Origin of the sequence: Saccharicrinis aurantiacus, assembly GCF_947489045.1 — a bacterium.
Classification (GTDB): Bacteria; Bacteroidota; Bacteroidia; order Bacteroidales; family Marinilabiliaceae; genus Saccharicrinis; species Saccharicrinis aurantiacus.
This window is the reverse complement of sequence record NZ_CANLCN010000011.1, coordinates 180,680-200,990: the sequence shown is the minus strand read 5'-3', so window position 1 is coordinate 200,990 and position 20,311 is coordinate 180,680. Positions and strand designations below refer to the sequence as shown.

Here is a 20,311-nt window from a genome sequence, read left to right as displayed (position 1 = left end):
ATACGAGAGGTCGGCTACAACTGTGTAGATTGAATAACTAAGGTAAATTATTTTCACCCTGTCATCAATTCATTATGCCCATTTTTTTTGGGTGGTGGCTCGGAATGACGAGGTGCAAAAAGTACATCATTGCTATATGGTATTGTGTCCTTGGTGCGCAGGAAGCAATCTCAAGGCGAGCTGTAAATCATTAGTAACAATAAAAGCTTTCCATTTATCCACCTCCATCAAGGTTTTTATCCACCCTATAGAGTTTCAATTTGTCAGCTATTTAAATTACCTCCTACATCTAGCACAATATCATCTCTTCGTAGTACGGTTCTTTTTACATATTGCATCATCATAAATAAAAATAAAAAACCGGCTACAGTATGTAATTATTTAACACTGTCCGCTATAATATTTACAAAATGGTTAATAAGAATCAACTAAAGCAAAAGGCATTTTTGCTAGTGGCAATGGCGCTTTTACAATTCTCAAGTTTGAGTGCGCAGTTTCAAAAGAAACTCAATACAGAACGTGTAGAATCTGATCATATCTTAACATGGGAACAAGTGGGCCCCGGTAATGCCGGATATGCCAATTTATTGCGTTTTCATCCAACCATACCTGGTAAAATTGTTCAGGTGCCTGATATGTGGAATGCCTACCAATCGGACGATTATGGCAAAAATTGGTATAGTATTAAAGATTACGATGGAGATGGATCTTTTTACCACTTGCGCGATATTTATTATTCGCCAAAGAACCCCGATTTTGGTTTAGCCATTGGTACCTCAGAGTTGTTCCGAACCACCAATGGTGGCAAAAATTGGAGTGTAGTACCCAATTGCCCGTGGTATAAAAAGGATGTTGATGGTACTGATAAAGATGCCTGGCGTAAAAAAGTAGGTTCATTGGCTATCGATCCTAATAACCCAAATGTATGGTTTGTTGGCGGAGGTCAGAATGTACGCGGACAAATGTGGATGTCGATATACAAACATGTAACTGCCGAAAATCCGCATGGAAGAAAAGAACTAAACGAAGGAAAACTGTGGCGTACTGCCGATGGAGGTAAAAGCTGGCAGTTGGTGAACAATGGTATCCACCAAAAAGCGCAAGTAGGCCGAATTATTGTAAATCCGAATAACTCAAAAGAAGTATTTGCAGCATCAAACTTTGGTATGTATCGCTCAAGCAACGGTGGTAAAAGCTGGAAGCAGGTAGGCAAAAACCAGTTTGATAATAACATTATTATGGATATGGATGCCTATTATAACAAGCAAACAGGCAAGTTCACAATATATGCTATTGATCAAACGCAATATTTTGCCGATGGTAAAACTACCAAGTGTAGCGGCGGTATTTTCAAGTCAGATGATGCCGGAAAATCATGGGTAAATATAACTGGCAATTTGGGTTTAGATATCAATAGATTAACAGGAGGTGTGCCTGCTAATTACTACCAATACATTGCGCATTGGTTCGGAATTAAAAAACAAGAAGCTAAAACAAAATATCCTGAGTTACCCAAAGCTGCGCTTCAAAATTTTAACATGATAAGTGCCGATCCAAGCAGAGAAGGTGCAGTATATATAGGATTCACCGATCCGCAAACCAAGCAATCCATCACTCCTGGTCGACTATGGGTAACTACCAACGATGGCGAAAAGTGGATTAGTACGGCGCGTTTGTACGAAGAAACATGGGAAAAAGACAAGGCCTATTGGGAAGAGCGTGGTAATCCTTGGCATACCAATATGAAAGTGGGTCATCAGTCTCCGCACATGCGCTTTAAAAAGGATTATCCTTTACGATCGATGCGTGCACTAGATGTGGGTGTTGATGGAGCCGTTATGATTGTATCAGATCATAGTTCGATGTTGAGTAAAGATCACGGAAAAACATGGCAACAGATGGATGAGGTTTACACGCCTTCTGGTGCCATTGTGGGTAACGGAAATAGTAACCTACCAGGTTTAGTAATTGCTCAGGATAAAAGAAAAGAAACCACTTTGTTAGGTTCAGGAGAGCATTATGTTTGGATTCCGTCTGACGATAGTCCTAATGATCGTATTGCTGCCCGATATATCGAAAGCAGTCAGCCAACAGTTAGTAATATTGTTTACGACCCCTACAATGTTGATGAGGTTTATAATACTTCAAACCGCCAGGAAGACAAGCAGTATATGTTTAAAAGTAGCGATAGGGGAGAGCATTGGGCAAAGCATGGAACCGCTACACCGGCAACTAATAAATGGTTAGATGATTATTATACAAACGGCTTGGCCATCGACCCAATTAATCCAGAGTATATGTATTTTGGAATCACCAAAATTGTAAAGGAACCCAACGGCAAAAAAGGCGGATTCTTTCGTTCAGAAGATGGTGGCAAAACCTTTACACAAAGCAACAAGGGCTTACCATCGCCAGCTCGTATTAATGATGTACAGTTCGACCCGCGCGATAATAGCATGAAATCATTGTTTATAGCTGCCGAAAAGAATATACACAGCTATCACCTTCCATTATCCGAAGGAGGATTGTATCACTCAACAAATAGAGGCGAAAGCTGGAAGAAAGTAAATACACCAGCTGCCGTTGAGGGGGTTCAGTTTGTAAAATTTGATCATACCAACCGTATGTACATAACCACGGGATACCGAGGCGGAGGTGCTGGCGTGTGGTATTCTGACGATTTTGGTAAAAACTGGACGCAAATATTTGAGCATGCACCTACCGAGTGTATCGATATTTGCCCCTTCGATAATAATTTAATTGCCATAACAACACGGTTTATGTCGCCAAATCCAGGACTTTACATTAGTCGAGATAGAGGCCAAACTTGGGTGAAAGCCAATAAAGGTTTAGGCACACCGCATCAAATTGAAGATGTGAAATTCGATATTTTTGAACCTAGTAAAATGTGGTTGGCCACTTTAGGTTGCGGTTTTTATAGAGGAGAAATTGAAGGTGGCGATCAAATTAAGGTTGTAGATATGAGTACCGATGGTGTTGAGTTAAACAAAGGAGATCAATTGCAATTAAAAGCCTCTATTATTCAAGATAAATTTAAGGGCGAAAAGCTAGTATGGAAATCAGAAAATACTGCTGTAGCCAAGGTGAATAAAAAAGGAGAAGTAACTGCTGTGTCAAACGGATTAGTAAAAATATGGGCCACAACTAAAGATGGCAGATATGCTGACTATGCAATGGTTACCGTTAAACGAAACTAAGCCTTTATGATTATATTACAATAGCGTCTTAAATAATTTATAAATTCAAGCCTAAACTATTAACAAATGTTTTGTTTTCGGAATGTTTCTTTTCGCCAGTTTGTATTTAAGCGCCTTGTTGGGCTGGCCTCTTTACAAAAGGCTTTTGTTTTAGTTGGAGCTTTAGTAAGACTGGCTAGCTGAGAGCTTTGCTCTTAGATCCGCCAGCCGCACTTAAGCTACAGCTAAATAAGAAAGATTTTTGTAAAGCAGCCTTGAATTTTTTTGCTTCCGTTTCTTGCTTCAAGGCAAGAAATGAAGTTGGGTCTGCCGGCAGGCAGGTTTGGGCAAACAGCCCAATACGTAATATTATTTAATACAACATTGATTAAATTAAGATAAAGTTAGATACAGATAAATCAGTATAATTTAAATATCAAGCATAGTCTATGAAAAATTTATCTATTGTAGTTGTTCTAATGCTGTTACTTACAGTATCGTGTACAACTAAAAAAGCAAGTATTACAAAGCCCAATATCATCTACATTATGTCTGATGATCATTGCGCCCAAGCCATTGGTGCTTATAAAATGCGCCTGGCAGAATTAAACCCAACACCAACCATTGATCGCATTGCAAAGGAGGGGATACTGTTTCAAAATGCCTTTTGCACAAATGCCATTTGTACGCCATCGCGGGCAAGCATTTTAACCGGGCAGTACAGCCAAACCAATGGTGTAATGGATTTGAGCGGAAGAATAGGAGCCGATAAGCAATATCTGCCCAAAGAACTAAAAAAGTTAGGCTACGAAACTGCTATGGTTGGCAAATGGCACCTTAAGGAAGCCCCCGAAGCATTTGATTATTACAACGTACTTCCGGGTCAGGGCGATTACCATAACCCTACCTTATACGCCCGCACAGGCAATTCGCTTTCTACCATTCGTTTCGAAGAGGATTTGGTGCGTGATGTATATGCTACAAAATACGAAGGGCACTCATCTGATGTAATAACCAATTTATCTATAGATTGGTTAAAGAATAAGCGTGATAAATCAAAACCGTTTTTCTTGATGCATCATTTTAAAGCGCCTCACGATTTTTTTGAATATGCCGATCGTTACAATAGTTATCTAGAGGATACTTTTATTCCCGAACCCGAAAGTATGTGGGATAATAAAAATAATGGATCGCTTGCTACCAGAGGAATTAACGATTGTTGGATAGATACCATAGGTTCATCAATAGGGCATCGAAATGTGATTAGAAACATGGGCATGCACATGGAAATTGACCCAACTATTCCCGATCCCGAGTATAAACACCTGGCATATCAAGAGTATTTAAAACGTTATTTACGATGTGTTAAGGGTGTTGATGATAATGTAAGTCGCTTATTTCAGTATTTAGAGGAAAATGATTTAATGGATAATACCATTATTATTTATACCGGCGATCAAGGTTTTATGTTGGGTGAGCACGATTATATTGATAAACGATGGATGTACGAAGAATCAATGCGAATGCCATTTTTGGTGCGCTATCCCGAAAAAATTAAAGCCGGAACCAGCACCGATGCCATCATTAATAATGTTGATTTTGCACCAACTATTATCGATTTAGCCGGAGGTGAAACACCAGAGTATATGCAAGGCGATAGCTTTAAGGAGATATTGTTATCAGGCAAAGAACCCGAAGCTTGGAAGCAGGCCACCTATTATAGATATTGGATGCACATGGCCCACAAGCACAACAACCCAGCTCACTTCGGAATTAGAACCAAGCAATACAAACTGATTTTCTTTTATGGGCGAGATTATAAAGCGCGTAATACCGCTGCACAAAAGTGGGCACATAACCCCGAATCAATGTCCGATTTTGAAACCATCCCAGCATGGGAGTTTTACGATTTAGCAAACGATCCGCATGAGATGAATAACCTTTATGGCAATGAAACCTTTAAGGATGTTATTGCCGATCTTAAAACTCAATTAAAAGATATGCGTGCATCCATAAACGAGGAAGATGGCAATTACCCCGCCATACAACAAATTATTGACGCACATTGGAATGATTAAACTCTAATAGTCCGCATAAAAACAGGCCCCAAATCCGATAACAGATTTGGGGCTTTTTTTTTAGGATTACATATGCTTTAATTAACTAACAAGCCCAAAATTCAAGGCTTATATCTTAAACCAAAAAGATAATTTTTAAAATTAGGGCGTTACCCTGGGTATGTTAAAACAACTCTGAAAGCATAAATTTACTCGGGTCGTGCTTTTCGTTCATACTCCTCGCTGCGCTGTGGGGTATCCACTACAATCACTAACGCACACCACAATACCAATAATATAGTTCTAGCTGGCTGGTATTTTAAATCAAACACACCTTCAATTGGCTAAATAATTAGATTCCTGCAATAAAGTGTTCCAAATTATCCTCTCGGCTTAATCCTAATTTTTTACGTATTCTATGCCTCGAAATATGTGTGCTGTTGAGCGAAATATTCAGCAAGCGCGACATCTCCTTGCTCGAGAAGTTTAGTTTTATTAATGCGCAATGCTTTAATTCAGTAGGACTCAATTTGGGGAACTGAGCGGTTAAATTATCATAGAACTCGTTGTGTACTTCCACAAAACGTTTGTTAAACTCCTCCCAAAGGTCATCCTCGGTTTTTACCTGTTTTAGTAAGGTGCGTTTTTCAGCACTGTCTTTCACCTTGTCTTTTATAAAATCAATCAGTGTATTAATATGCGTTTCCTTGTCAATCAACTGAAGGGTGTATGAGGTAATTTCTTTGTCTTTAAACTCTTTTATGGCATCGGCTCTTTCTCTTTCAACAGCTGCTTTTAGTTCGCCTTGCTCTTTTTGGTGGGCATGCTTTTTCTTTTGGTAACTGCTCTTAATAATTAGTATTACAATAAACGCCAGCAGAATAACTATTAGTAACGAAAACTGAAGCTTCGTATTAGATTGCTTCTCTTTTTCAAGCATGGTATTCTGAGTTTTCAAAGCCTCGTTCTGAACTCGTATCTTTTCATTGTATCCATTCTTGAGTTGAAAAAGCTTACCCGAAGCACTGTTCTTTATATTAAACAAACTATCGGCCTCGGCTTTGCCTGCTTTTAAATATTTATAGGCCAGTTTAGCCTGGTTGGTTTGTATATAGGCCAACGATAGGTTTTCGAGAATATATATGCGGTGATCATTGTGCGTTTTAAATTTCTCAATTTTAGACAGAGCGTTTAAGTAATATTGTATGGCCTTTGAAGGTTCATTTTTTGCCAATGATAAATCGCCTAGGTATTTATTAATAATGGCTAAAAAGTTATTGTCGTTATTTTCAAAGTGTTTATATGCTTTTAGCAACAGTTTTTCAGCTTCCTTTATGCGTCCCATTTTTAATAAAACAGAACCACGCTCAACCATTAAGAAATAATTGTTTCTGCTAGCTGAGGCTTGTTTGCGTATTATCTCACACGAGTCGAGATATTGCATTGCAACCTCTAGTTTATTATGGTCTCTTTTTCTTAATCCGTACGAATAATAGGTGCTAGATAGGTTTCTATAATCTTTACTTTGCTTACACAGTTCTATGGATTTTTCATAAAGTTCGTTCGACTCTTTAGGCTGGTTAAAAATGGAATACATTAAGCCTAACTCGTTGTTAACCTTAATAAGCAGACTAGTATCCTTAAACTGTTCGGCTAAATAAAGGGCCTCCCATAAAATATCAAACGATTGGTAATATTGGCTCTTATTTTTTAGTAAATCTGCATTTAAATGCATGCACTTTAATAAGCCACTTGTATCGTTAATACTCACAAAAGCCTTTTGCGCCGTAGTTACTAATTTAAGGCTCGAATCGGGATTTTCGTTTAGCATCTCAAATGCCCCCGAGTATAATTCGTTGGCTATTTTGTTCAAGTCTTCCTTTTGGCAAAAGCTCGAAATATTAAAACAAAAAATGAGGCTAAAAATAAGTATACTTCTGTGCATGCGTAACTATAAATAAATATATACAGCAAGTTTAATTAATTATTAAGATAATTAAAGCCTAAGTCCTAAGATTTATTTAATAACTGTTTAAAGGAGGAGGTGCGTATTTGTTTGGCCGATAGTGTGTAAAGTGTAGTTGTAAAGTGTTTGAAAGAGAAAAATAATTACTGTAAAAATATTGCTAAGCTATTATGCTTGGTAAAACATGCTTGAGTAGATATTTTTGAGTAATTGAAAAAGGAGATAACACTTGAGGAAGTAGAAAAGTAAGCATGCCCATAAACCATAGATTCTCCCAAAGTAACTAGTTAGACCTATGGAGTAACGCAGTAGCTTAGTAACTAAATTTGCAATTAAGTCACCAAGTGTATTTAATTATAGGCTTGGTGACTTTTAAATGTTTTAGGGCTTAGGATGCTAAATTCCATTCTCAAAAAACGCATTTTCTTTCAGACTAATTAATCTGTTGTTTACAATTTCCTTAAGTTTTAAGGTGTATAGCTCATTTCCTTTCTTTGTGTCTTCATCTAAAGAATCAGGAAGGGCAGTCAAAAACGCTTCATATAATTCCATAGCCTTGCCTTTATTCTCAAGGTCATAATCGTAAATAGTGGCTTGTCGGTATAAATATTGAGCATTTTTAGGGGCATATTTATAAGCGTTTTGGTAATGTTTAATGGCAAATGCATAGTTTTTATTATCGAGATAAATATCTGCAATTTTATTATGTGATTTTTCCATTAATGAAGGTGATGGTTTTACCAGATCCTGCGCCAAAAATAAATATTGTAAGCCTTCAAGAGCTTGATTGGTTTTTCCATAAGAGGCTCCTAAAAAGTAGGCTACTTCAGGGTCGTTATCTTTATAATCCATGGCTGAATGTAAATAATCGATAGCCTTTTCATAATTATCGGTACGATAGTAGGTAAAACCTAAATGCTTTTTAGTTAAAAATGAACTATCTCCGCGTACTTCTAATCGTTTGAACATAACGAGTACATTGTGGTACGATCCATTTTTGAAGTTTGCCAAACCAGCTAACAACAAGAAATTCTTGTTATTTTCTATTTTATCGATAAAGGGCACACACAAATCGTGGCACTTAACATACTTTTTCTGGTTATAATAAAGCTGACCTAATTTTAGGGCAATTTTTTCGTTATCCGGATATTGCTCCATAATCATAGAATAGATCTCCATTGCTTCCACGTGCATTTTCGATTTCTGATAAGTCTCAGCCAATAGTAAATTAACGCTATAGTTTGTAGAGTCATTGATTACAAAATCGTTTAAAAGCTTAATATTACCTTCGTAGCTTTTATAATGATTATTAATCTCAGCAAGGCGAATGATATTGCTCACTTCATTAGGGTTTGCTTTGTAAATACTTTTACAAATAGGAAGTGCCTTACTATAATTACCTGTTGTTAAATAAGCTTTGCACAATAAATCTTTCTGTACTTTGTTTAAACTTGCGCTATCTCTCAACAGGCATGTAATTGCTTTATCGGGGTATCCACATTTGTGGTAAGCTATGGCCAAATGGTAGCGTTGCGTATTACTAAGCCCGTGTTCATCAGTTCCCAATTGTTTGATTACTTCCTGAAAGTTCCCTTGCGTTAATAATAGCCCGGATGAGCTTTGTCCGATTATAGAAAATTGAAAAAAAGCGAAGAGTACAAATACTAATGTTACTTTAAGATTCATAAGAATTAGGTTTTATGCCTATCAAAAATAGGGTAGATAGACTTTGTTTATTATTGTCTCCTTCAAATGTAACTAAAGTTTTAGTTGAATAATAGTTAAATTAGTTTAAATCATTTCACAAGTACTTGTGTTATAGAATGTGTGCATTGTTTGTTAGAACCTTTAACATCTCAATAACATCTTTTTGTTCGTAATTTTACGAAATTGGCATAATTAATGAAATAAAAAGTTTATCTAGATTTTTAGATATGTACTGACAGAAATGTCAAATTTTACAATTAATGGATAAAGATTTAACCCAAGGAAGGGTAATACAAAAGATAGTACAGCTGGCTTTGCCTATAATAGGCACTTCGTTTATGCAATTAGCCTATAGTTTTACCGATATGCTTTGGGTAGGTAAATTGGGCAGCGAAGCGGTTGCTGCAGTGGGTACTTCGGGTTTTTTCCTTCATTTAGGATGGGCATTGGTCTCTATTGTATTGGTAGGTTGTGGTATATCAGTATCGCAAGCTATAGGTAAAAAAGACGAGAGCAAAGCTAAATTTCTTTCAATTAATGCATTGGTAGGGGTTATTTCAATAACAGCCATTTATGTTTTTATTTTACAAATAGCACATGAGTACTTTGTAGGTTTCTTCGATTTAAATAATATCCAAACTGAGCAAATGGCATTTAGCTATTTACGTTGGTCATCAGTTGGGTTATTTTTCTTGTTTATTAGTCGTTTATTTTCAGGAATAAGTAATGCAAGGGGCGATTCAAAGTTGCCATTTAAAATTGCATCAATCGGAATAGTGGTAAACATCGTACTAGACCCAATATTTATATTTGTATTAGATTTTGGTGTTGTAGGGGCAGCCTGGGCAACTATACTAGCACAAATATTGGTAGCTACCTTATACTGGCAAAAGCGTTCGTTGGCCTTTTTAGGAAAACGCTCCACATGGAATTTATCGTTTCTTCCTATTCAAAAGATGATAAAGTTAGGCTTTCCGCCTTCTACTCAGTATATTATTTTTTCCTTGGTAGCTATTGTAATGGGGAAAATTGTATCAGGTTTTGGAAGCGACGCCATAGCAGCTCAGAAAATAGGACTTCAAATTGAATCCATGACTTTTATGACTATAGGTGGTATTAATGGTGCCATACTGTCATTTACCGGACAAAATTTCGGGGCTAAGTTGTATCATAGGGTTCGTCAGGGCTTTAATGCCGGAATAAAAGTTGCCTTTGTATTCGGAGGGGTAATGACCGCATTGTTTTTATTATTCCCAGAGAGTATGGTGCGATGGTTTGTTAACGATCCGGAAACAGTTACTATTGGTGCCAATTATTTACGTATTGTTGGTTTATCACAAATTTTTATGTGTATTGATATGATATCCACAGGAGTGATAAACGGCATAGGAAAAACTAAGCTACCCGCAAGCAGTAATATAGTAATGATATTAATAAGGATACCGTTAGCACTATGGTTATCGCAGCCTCAAAATTTTGGTGTAAATGGAATTTGGATGGCTATTTTAATAAGTAGTGTGCTCAGAGGACTTATCAATACCTCTATTTATTTGTATCTTAAGACTAAACTATTACCTATTATAAAAACGCAAAAAACAACTACCTTAATTGCGGAGGTTTAATATATATAGAATGAGTAATTCAGTAATAAACATCGACGCTATTTTAGCACAAAATAAATCCAGTCGTTTATTCGAAGGCGGCTTTGGTTTCGAAAAAGAAAATGTGAGAGTTACGCCCGAAGGTCGCTTGGCTCAAACGCCTCACCCTGCAGTTTTAGGAAATAAATTAAAGCACCCATACATCACAACTGATTTTTCCGAAAGTCAGATTGAGATGATTACCCCAGTTAGGCATAGTATTACAGAAGCACTTGGCTTTTTAGAAACCCTGCACGATGAAGTAAGCATGCATTTAGATGAAGAGCTTTTATGGCCGCAAAGTGCTCCACCTGAATTGCCTGATTCTGAATTAGAAATACCAATTGCTAAATTTGATGCTGAAGGTGCCGATTTAGAGGAGTATCGTCGCTATTTAGCCGACAATTACGGACGTAAAAAGCAAATGCTTTCAGGGGTTCACGTTAATGTTTCGTTCAACGAGGCTTTGCTCGAACATATGTATAAAAATTCTGGCGAAACATCGTTTAGCTATGATGCTTTTAGAGAACAAGTATACTTAAAAACCTTACGCAATTTTAAACGATATCGCTGGTTTTTAATTGCTCTTTTAAGCAATAGTCCTGCAGTTCATGCATCTTATGTAAGTGATTGTGTAAAGCATCTGTCGCCAATCAATACCGATGCTTATCATTTGCCTCATGCCGTTTCAATGCGCAATAGCATGTGTGGATATCGCAATAAGCAAAACCTGTTTTTAAATTACAATACCATTGCCGAATACAATAAAAGTATTAACGATGTTATTGATAGGGGAGTGGTTAAGCATGTAAAAGAAAACTATGCGAGTGTTCGCATTAAATCGGCTGATGCCGATAAAGATATCACTCATCTTGAAGTGCGCTTGCTTGATCTAAATCCCTTTGAAAAGATTGGTGTTAATGCCGATCATGTTCAGGTTATACATCAGTTTTTAGTGTATTGTTTGTTAAAACCAGAGTTGAATACTTTTGATAAAGCTGTACAAGAACGTGCCTGGGCAAATCACGAACAAGCTGCATCGTTCAGTTTGAAAAATGATGTGTCTATTATTGACGATAACGATGCATTAAAATCCATCAATGAGGCCATGTCTGAGTTGCTTAACGATGTATTAAAATATACTGCCGATATTTTACCAAAATCATACGAGAAGAGTTCTAGTATTCTGGGTTCCTTGGTGTATCATCCAAGTGAGCGACCGGCGTTTAAAATGATGAAGCAGTTACAGCAAACTACTTTTATTGATTGGAATTTGAATAAGGCCAAGGAATATTTAGAGCTAGGTAAACAGAAAACTTATAATTTTTATGGGCTTGAGGATATGGAGCTTTCAACTCAATTATTAATGCGAGAAGCTATTTTTAGAGGCGTTCAGGTGGATGTGATGGACAGAACTGAGAACTTCATAAAATTGAGCAAGGCCAATAAAACTGAGTATGTAATGCAGGCTACGCGCACTTCGCTTGATAATTATGCCAGTGTGCTGTTAATGGAGAATAAGGTAATGACAAAGAAGGTATTGCACTCGGCTAATATAACCGTTCCGCAGGGTTCAGAATATGATAGTCCATTGCAGGCGCTTAACGATTTTAGTTTCTATAAAAATCAAGCAATTGTTATAAAACCGAAGTCAACTAACTTTGGTTTGGGTATCACAATTATAAAGAATAATGATACCGAGGCCGTTTTTGAACGTGCCATACATATGGCTTTTGAGCATGACTCAACCGTTCTTATTGAATCATTTGTAAGCGGTAAAGAATATCGTTTTTTTGTGATTAAGGATAAAGTAGAGGGCATTTTGCATCGAGTTCCTGCCAATGTAAAAGGCGATGGAACAGCTACCATTGCTGAGTTAGTTAAAGAAAAAAATAAAAGTGCCTTGCGTGGTAAAGGATACAAAACACCGCTAGAGAAAATTGCCATGGGTGAGCCCGAGGAAATGTTTCTAGAGTCGCAGAACCTTGCATTCGATTCGGTTCCGGAGGCCAATGAAATTGTTTACTTACGCGAAAATTCTAATATAAGCACAGGTGGTGATAGCATTGATTTTACAGATGATATTCACCCTTCGTACAAGCAAATTGCGGTAGATGCTTCTAAAGCTTTAAATGTGCAAATAACAGGTTTAGATATGATGATTGATGATATTGCAGCGCCTGCTACTGCCGATAATTATTCTATTATTGAGATGAATTTTAATCCAGCAATTCATATTCATTGTCATCCCTTTAAAGGAGAAAATAGAAAGTTAAATGTAAAGTTATTGCAGGCTTTAGAATTGGTTTAATCGGGATATTTTATCTTTCGTGTTTGAATAAAAAAAGGCTTCTGATTGTAGCTGTCATTTGATTTTGAAGAAATAATTGATTGGCTAGATAAGAGAATTATCCAAATGAGATTATAAGCTTAATGGAATTAACAGCACCACAAAATATTGCAATTAAAAACGTTTCTGAATATATCAGTAAGAGAAAGAATAAATACATTGATATGATAGAAATGATTCTGCATCAAGCCAACATTGATGTAGAGGTGTATCAGGAATATTGTAAAAATGTGAAGAAGTATTCACAAATTGCCTTACATTTTCATCCTGACCGTATATTCTCAGAGGGTTTCAATGTAATTGATGGAATGCTTAAATCAGGGAAATACAAGAATCAGTTTGAAACGAATATATCTTCTGGGAGTGTTACTGCATTTAGTGGTGGAAATCGCGATAACTGGGAAAAAGATATTTTTAGTGATGCCTATCAATTTGCAAAACCATCAGAGCGTCCAAAATATGGTTCTCTCAATCTAACAATGACGGAAGACGGGTCTTCCCCTAGGTTTGGTTCGTGCTATTTTTTAGTAAAACCAGAGGTGAAGGAAAGAGCAACTTTTACCTACGGAGATACTTATGAATCACCCCGAGAGTTAGGAACAATCGATAATTTTGAATTAATAAATGCAGCAATATTAAAGGATTTGTTTACACGAGGAACAGCCTTAGGCGAAAAAGATACGAATGTAAATGACTTTCTGAAGTTAACGAACAGACTCCTTCCTCAAACTTTGGATTCCCGTGATTATAGAAGAGCGTCAAAAAATCTTGATTTTTACATAGAAGCACAGATTCATGGAGACATCTCATTATACAATGATATTGATAGCTTAGTAGTTGAATTTTCGTATTGGGGAACAGATATGGCGATTCAATTTGAAGCTCTGTGTGCAAAATATGATATTGAGCTAATTTGGAATTCAGGCCGTGAACTTAAGGTTTCAGAATTCCCAAATAACTTTAGAGGAGCTGAAGTTCCATCTTATGCCAAGAAGCTTGGAGTTGATGGGAAGTTGAATGCATTCTTAATTGGTAAAGCAGCAACGCAAATGAATAATGAGCATGATAATTTGCAAATGTTGAAATATCTGTGGCATTGTATTGTAAAGTTTGGGACTGAGATTAATATGTCAACTTCTAATAAATGATTGTAATTTAGGGTAATGGACAATGTATAAATCTAACGATGAGAATATTTGAGTTGTTACATATAAATAACAGTCTGTTATGTAACTATATTCTGTATTTTCACCATTTCTATAATTTTTAAGTAAATACCAAAAATGCCTGAAAAATTTAATATTATAACTCTCTTTAGTAGGAATTTCCAGCGCAAATTTACCACAGAAGAAGAACAGCTGATTTTAAGTTCTTTCTCGAAAGAAACCTTTACTAGAAAAGAACGAGTATTTATGAATGGTGATGCAAATACAAAACACTTTTTTATTGAGAGTGGTTTAATGAGGTTGTTTTTAATTGATAAATCAGGTCGTGAGTTTAATATCTTATTTGCCAAAGAGCACCAAGTTATTGGAGATTTGATTACACCTGAACCTACTAATTTTAACTTAGAAGCTATTGAAAAAACTACAGCTTATTCAATTAGCGAGAATAATCTATCTGTGCTCATGAACTCATTGAGCTTATCGCAAAAAACGAATCCCAACAGTTCTATCCGAAAATCATATATTAATATTCAAAAACGTTTGGTTTCTATTTTAACGAATACTGCCGAAGAAAATTATATTCTATTTAAGGAGAGATATCCTGATCTAATTCAAAGATTACCGCAGTATCACGTAGCTTCCTATTTAGGGATTACTGCTGAATTCTTAAGTAAGATAATTGCAAAAAGCATAAAAAAATAACTTTTCTCTATTTTCTTGTACTAGTTCAATTTTTCTCAATTTAGAAGGTTCTATTTTTGAGCCAATACAAATAAAAATTGAAACTATGAAACGATTAAGTATTCTATTAAGCTTTTTGATAATAACATTTTTAATTAATGCACAATCCATTAAAAGTGATGGTTCGTTGGTGAAATTTAAGGTTAGCAATATGAAATGGAAGACTGTTGAAGGGATGTTTACCGGAATGGATGGTAAGGTTATTTTTGATGCACAAAACCTTTCAGATGCAAATTTTGATGTATCTATTAATCCCGCCACTGTAAACACCGAAAACGAAAAACGAGATAACCATCTGAGAAATGAAGATTTCTTTCATGTTGATAAATATCCTAAAATCGGGTTTAAATCAACTTCTATTATCAAAACAGCAAAAGCATATAAAGCCATAGGAAACCTAACTATGCACGGGATTACCAAACCTGTTGAAATAAACTTCACTTATTCAAACAATAGCCTCGTTGGCAAGTTGCTTGTTAATCGATTAGATTATGAAATAGGTACTGATACAGGTACATTTATGGTTGGTGATGAAATAGAATTAGAGATTTTATGTAAGCTTCTCTAACTCACTATAACTGCACTGCTATTAACTTTCAGTTCATGGTGGTGTAGTTACAATATATGTGTTGTTACCCTTTAATTAAGCACACTTGTTGATAATATAGCCTTGAAATATTGAGAATGAATTGAGTTCTTATTTTAGATTTATAACTGTATAAATTATTTTCAGTCCTGCATTGGTATGGTTAATTCAAAAAGGCCATAAAAAGTCACTGAAACAATTTTTATTAAGCGTTTGTTTTCTATTGGATGATATAGAGTTGATTACCACTTTATAAATCCTTAAACTTACAATTGCCGATTATTTGAAAGAATGAGTCCGTAATAGTCTGTTTAAAGATAGTATAACTTCAAGAAGCGAAAATCTATGAGAAATAAAAAGTTACTCGTAATCAGGATACTTTTGGCAATTGGAACTGTAGTCTCTCTTTATTTTGTTCCTTGGATATTGGTATGGACTTGGTTACAACCGCTTCCGAATACCATACAGGAGCAGGTGGAGGAAACTTTAGGATATGGGTTTGGCGGTGCAATTGTGTATGTGGATAAAGCAGGAGAGGAGCCCGCTTTATATTCAGCAGGCTTTAAGGATAGTTATAATAATGTGCCAGTCGATCCTAACGCGTTGTTTAAAATTGCTAGCATCAGCAAACTATATGTGGCGGTTGCCATTACTAAGCTAGTAAATGAAAACCGCCTAAACCTAGATACCACACTTGCTTATTATTTTCCCGAGCTAGTCGGAAGAATTGAATATGCCGATAGAATAACACTTCGTTTAATGGTTCAGCATCGAAGCGGGATTCCTAATTTCACTGATCAGCCAAGGTTTTGGGAGGATCCGCCAAGTAGTACTCAAGGTGCTCTTGAGTTGGTTTTCGATTTGCCAGGAGAGTTTGAACCAGGTGAGGGTTATGTATATTCAAATACTAATTACTTATTACTAAAGGAGTTAATAAGTAAGACTATAGGCTATAATTATTTCCAGTACATTAAAGAGGAAATACTTACGCCACTTAAGCTTACTAATACCTTTGGGTCGTTAAGTGAAGTCAATCTTGATGATGTGATGAGTGGTTATTACGTTGGTTACGAATCGGATTTAAAAACAGAAGATCAAGGTATGCTTGCCACAGCTCAAGATGTAGGCATTTTTCTAAGGGCACTAAATGATGGTTCCATGTTTAAAAAAGGAGAGCAAGAAATATATTCCTCTATATATGTTTATGAGCACACTGGCCTTGTCCCCGGATATCAAAGTATCGCAAAATATCATAAAGATATAGATGCTGTTGTTATTCAATTTACAAATACAACTAATTTTAGTGGATATAACTGGAATCTTTCAGAGATTTCCTATAGCCGTGTTGTTAAAATCCTTCGTAAAAATTAGTATTACATCATATTGCCATATATTTAGTTTGTATTAACGCCTGAATTTTAACATTATGAAAACAGTATTTAAAACGTTAAAACTAGTACTTGTACTATGCCTACTTCCAATCGTTCCTAAGGTAACAGCTCAGCAAATACATGGGATAGTAAAATCTAAAACATCAACAATTCACTTTGAAGAATTTAGCTATGGAGAAAATCAACTACAAGGTGATATTCACTCTAATTTATCAGGAACTAAGTATACTGTAAATATGCATAATGGCTCAAAGAAGTTAGATGGGGTAATAAAAGATAAATACGCAAAGTTTAGTGTCGATCTAAGTTATAATGATAGCAAGATTGAAGGTGAAATTAAACGAAGTACGAATGGTACCAAGGATATTTGGGATGTTAATGTTCTAAATAAAAAGCTAAGTGGCAAGGTTGTCCATAATGTATTGAATACAGTGGATACTTACCAGTTGACTTATGGCAATAAAAATATATCAGGCAGAACTTATAAAGAACTGAATAAGCATGTTTACGAGTTACAATTTGGAGAAAAAACGATAATAGGGGATATGGCCTATAACGTAACTACAGTAAAACATACTTATAACCTAAACGGAGATGGTTTAACTGATGACGAATTTATTGTATTTGTGTTTATTGAATCTATCAAATTAATAAACGAAAGAATTGCTGAAATAGAAGGATTTCAGGGAGAAGAATAATTACGGGAATCCGTAATTGCAGGAAAGTGTAAACTAGGTTATTAATTGTATATGAGCATTGTTTTATCAGATAGTAAAGAATTAGATTCAGTTCAGGTAATTGAATTATATAAGAAAAATAACTGGTCGTCAGCAGATAAACCAAATGAGTTACTAAATGCTCTTAAAAATTCTCATGGTTTAATAAGTGCATGGGATAAGGATAAATTAGTTGGTTTAGCTAATGCAGTTTCCGATGGTTTCTTGGTAGTGTATTATCCGCACTTATTGATTTTACCAGATTATCAGGGAATGGGAATTGGTAGGATGATTATGGTTAAGTTTCAAGAAAAGTACAAGAATTTTCATCAACAAATATTAGTTGCAGATGGGAATTCAATTGATTTTTATGCTAAGTGTGGATTCGAACAGGCAGGCAAGTGTACCCCAATGTGGATATACAAAGGGGCTGAGCATGACTAAAAAAGCTTTGCCAATTCTTTTCTAATTGCTTTTCGTTCTTTTAAATCGGTTTGGTTATGAATTACTTTGTAGAACTGATAAAATTCACTGGCTAAATTTTGTCTAATTCTATTTTGATTATCGTATACAGTTCTTAACTCTTCTTTTGACGAATACTGTTTTTTTAGAATTTCGTTAGTCTCATAATTAATTCTTAATCCATCCTTAACAAGTACTCCAAGAGATTGCTTAAAACTTCTAAAAGCATCAATCAATATTTTCTGTTTTTCTTCATCTTCAATTTCTTTCTGGATAGATTCTTCTGTATTATCCATCACCTTTTTTACGGCTTCCTTAGTTTTTAAATCCTGTTTAGTAGTTTTTTCTTTTATTTTATCAGAGGGAGAAACTGCATTTTCTAATATGTAAACCCATTCTTCGGGTTTAATTAATTTCTCCATTTCTAGCCGTTTTGTAATATGGTAGTTCTGAAGTTCTATTCTTTTTTGCATATTATCCTTGAAGATCTGCTTGATTTCTTCCGATTGGTTAATATCATCCGACATTAGTTTCTTGATCTCAGAGTAGTTCTTATCTTCTATTTTATAAAAGCTTTTGGTTTCCTTTTCAGCATCTTTCAATAATATTAATAAAGAATCCTTGCGCACATCGTCTGAAACATGTGCCTTTATTTCTTTCTCTAGTTTTGGGATGGTAAAAGTTTCTTCACTACCAATCAGCTTCATCAGGGTAGTAAATAATAAGAATAATAGCATATGTTTAAATTTTAGGTACGATAGTAATCATCAAACTCGATGTAAACTACAATTAATTAAATTAACAATAAAATTAAACTTAGGTTTATTCGAAGTGGTGAATTAGTTTTTCATCTAATAGTGTTGTGATAGTTAATTATACTTCTCAGTACCGATTAATATAATTTATTAAATGCATTGTTTACATCTTTATTAATATAGATGTCCAGTAGTTTAGGCTAATACGCTAAATTTAATCTATTCTTAATCATTCTAAATAATTCGAAGTCATAAAAATTTGTTAATTATTGTTTGGAAATATCATAACCACCCCTTATTTTCGCAACGTTAGAAAGTAGCAACAATTATGACAGTAACACACCCAAAAGGAAATGCAGAATATATCAATCGCCTCAACAAGATTAAGGTTTTAAACCTGATCCGTGAGAGTGATAAGATATCAAGAGCTGAGATTGTGAAAACAACCGGCTTGAGTGCTCCTACGGTTACGCGTATTGTTGATAGCTTAATAAATGTTGAAAAATTGGCTGTTCAGGTTGGAGTAGGAGAGTCAAAAGGAGGGAGGCCTCCGGTAATTGTTAAGTTCAATGGAGCTGATGGTTACGTAATAGGAATTGACTGGGGTAGAACACATATTTACGGCGTACTATCAAATTTAAATGGCGAGATCTTGGTGAAAAAAGATATTGCTACCGATGCAGCTGATGATTTTGATAAAGATTTAGCTATAGTAGTTACTCTAGTAGAAACTTTAATTGCCAAATCAGGAGTTAGTCTTGATAATATATATGGTATTGGACTTGCAGCTTCTGGCTTTATAAACAGACACAGTGGTATAGTAGAATATTCGCCCAATTTTAATTGGAAGAATGTTGATATAAAGAAACCTTTGGTCGATCGTTTTAAAGTTCCGGTTATCGTAGATAATGTGTCACGTGTGATGGCACAGGGTGAGTTGCTATATGGCGTTGGTGAAAATTGCAAGGATTTTATTTTTGTTAATGTTGGATATGGAATAGGCTCTGGTGTTATTATTAATGGTCAACCTTTTTACGGTTTTGATGGGTTAGCAGGAGAAATTGGGCACAATAGAATTATTGGTTCGGTTGCGGCGGGTAAAGTTTGTAACTGCGGTAAGCTCGACTGTTTAGAATGTTATTCATCCGGACGTGGTATAAGTGCCACAGCACAAGAGCAGATTCAGTTTTATAGCGATTCATCCTTAGCTAAGTATGATACTATTGATACTCAAATAATAGCCGAAGAGGCAGCAAATGACGATTCCTTTTGTAAGGAGATTATGAGCCAAGCTGCAGAATATCTTGGTATTGCAATAGCTTCAATGGCCAATGTGTTTAATCCAGAGGCAATTGTATTAGGAGGTAAGGTAATGCGAAAAGATGGTTTCTATACCGAAAAAGTGAAACGTGTTTTTCAGCGAGAAACCTTGCAACAATCCAATAGAAAAATAAAGATTACAGAAAGTGTATTAAAAGATGAAGCTGCCGTTTTAGGTGCCGTATCATTAGTACTTCAGGAGGTTTTAAATTTTAGAGAGCCTCAATAATTTTTTTTGAATAGTTAATTTCAAACAG

General features: G+C 35.5%; 14 protein-coding genes. 11 read left to right on the top strand and 3 right to left on the bottom strand.

Annotated elements, in window-relative coordinates; translation table 11 throughout:
* Positions 1 to 410: 410 nt before the first annotated feature.
* Together QMO11_RS14085 and QMO11_RS14080 are read left to right on the top strand one after the other, a co-directional pair.
* The gene (locus tag QMO11_RS14085; RefSeq protein ID WP_282037872.1) at positions 411 to 3,218 is read left to right on the top strand and encodes a VPS10 domain-containing protein; all 2,808 of its coding nucleotides are present in this window, start codon (positions 411 to 413) and stop codon (positions 3,216 to 3,218) included.
* 428 nt (positions 3,219 to 3,646) lie between these two features.
* Positions 3,647 to 5,275 (top strand): sulfatase family protein, encoded by a 1,629-nt coding sequence (locus QMO11_RS14080; RefSeq protein ID WP_282037871.1) that lies wholly within the window; start codon positions 3,647 to 3,649, stop codon positions 5,273 to 5,275.
* 331 nt (positions 5,276 to 5,606) lie between these two features.
* Here QMO11_RS14080 and QMO11_RS14075 read toward each other — a convergent pair whose 3' ends face one another.
* Entirely contained in the window at positions 5,607 to 7,127 is a 1,521-nt protein-coding gene (locus QMO11_RS14075) for a tetratricopeptide repeat protein (RefSeq protein ID WP_282037870.1), read from the bottom strand.
* A gap of 489 nt (positions 7,128 to 7,616) precedes the next feature.
* Positions 7,617 to 8,906, bottom strand: a complete 1,290-nt coding sequence (locus QMO11_RS14070) for a tetratricopeptide repeat protein (protein WP_282037869.1) — start codon at positions 8,904 to 8,906, stop codon at positions 7,617 to 7,619.
* A 281-nt stretch (positions 8,907 to 9,187) separates the two neighbouring features.
* Here QMO11_RS14070 and QMO11_RS14065 point away from each other — a divergent pair, with 281 nt between their 5' ends.
* The 8 genes from QMO11_RS14065 (at position 9,188) to QMO11_RS14030 (ending at position 17,961) form a co-directional block, all read left to right on the top strand.
* On the top strand, positions 9,188 to 10,549 hold the full coding sequence (locus QMO11_RS14065) for an MATE family efflux transporter (RefSeq protein ID WP_282037868.1): 1,362 nt from the start codon (positions 9,188 to 9,190) through the stop codon (positions 10,547 to 10,549).
* Positions 10,550 to 10,559: 10 nt separating this feature from the next.
* Complete coding sequence (gene gshAB / locus QMO11_RS14060) at positions 10,560 to 12,878, top strand: bifunctional glutamate--cysteine ligase GshA/glutathione synthetase GshB (protein WP_282037867.1); 2,319 nt, start codon at positions 10,560 to 10,562, stop codon at positions 12,876 to 12,878.
* 122 nt (positions 12,879 to 13,000) lie between these two features.
* Positions 13,001 to 14,065: a DUF3626 domain-containing protein gene (locus tag QMO11_RS14055; RefSeq protein WP_282037866.1), complete on the top strand. Its 1,065-nt coding sequence runs from the start codon at positions 13,001 to 13,003 to the stop codon at positions 14,063 to 14,065.
* 135 nt (positions 14,066 to 14,200) lie between these two features.
* Positions 14,201 to 14,785 (top strand): Crp/Fnr family transcriptional regulator, encoded by a 585-nt coding sequence (locus tag QMO11_RS14050; RefSeq protein WP_282037865.1) that lies wholly within the window; start codon positions 14,201 to 14,203, stop codon positions 14,783 to 14,785.
* A gap of 85 nt (positions 14,786 to 14,870) precedes the next feature.
* A complete protein-coding gene (locus tag QMO11_RS14045) occupies positions 14,871 to 15,392 on the top strand; it encodes a YceI family protein (RefSeq protein ID WP_282037864.1) in 522 nt (173 codons plus the stop codon).
* Between the two features lie 363 nt (positions 15,393 to 15,755).
* A complete protein-coding gene (locus QMO11_RS14040) occupies positions 15,756 to 16,781 on the top strand; it encodes a serine hydrolase domain-containing protein (protein WP_282037863.1) in 1,026 nt (341 codons plus the stop codon).
* A 55-nt stretch (positions 16,782 to 16,836) separates the two neighbouring features.
* Complete coding sequence (locus QMO11_RS14035; protein WP_282037862.1) at positions 16,837 to 17,499, top strand: hypothetical protein; 663 nt, start codon at positions 16,837 to 16,839, stop codon at positions 17,497 to 17,499.
* Between the two features lie 51 nt (positions 17,500 to 17,550).
* Entirely contained in the window at positions 17,551 to 17,961 is a 411-nt protein-coding gene (locus QMO11_RS14030; protein WP_282037861.1) for a GNAT family N-acetyltransferase, read from the top strand.
* Here the strand turns inward: QMO11_RS14030 and QMO11_RS14025 are convergent.
* Positions 17,958 to 18,716, bottom strand: coding sequence for a hypothetical protein (locus QMO11_RS14025; RefSeq protein ID WP_282037860.1), 759 nt, complete (start codon positions 18,714 to 18,716; stop codon positions 17,958 to 17,960). The genes QMO11_RS14030 and QMO11_RS14025 overlap by 4 nt on opposite strands.
* Positions 18,717 to 19,062: 346 nt before the next feature.
* Here QMO11_RS14025 and QMO11_RS14020 point away from each other — a divergent pair, with 346 nt between their 5' ends.
* The gene (locus tag QMO11_RS14020; RefSeq protein WP_282037859.1) at positions 19,063 to 20,283 is read left to right on the top strand and encodes an ROK family transcriptional regulator; all 1,221 of its coding nucleotides are present in this window, start codon (positions 19,063 to 19,065) and stop codon (positions 20,281 to 20,283) included.
* Positions 20,284 to 20,311 lie beyond the last annotated feature (28 nt).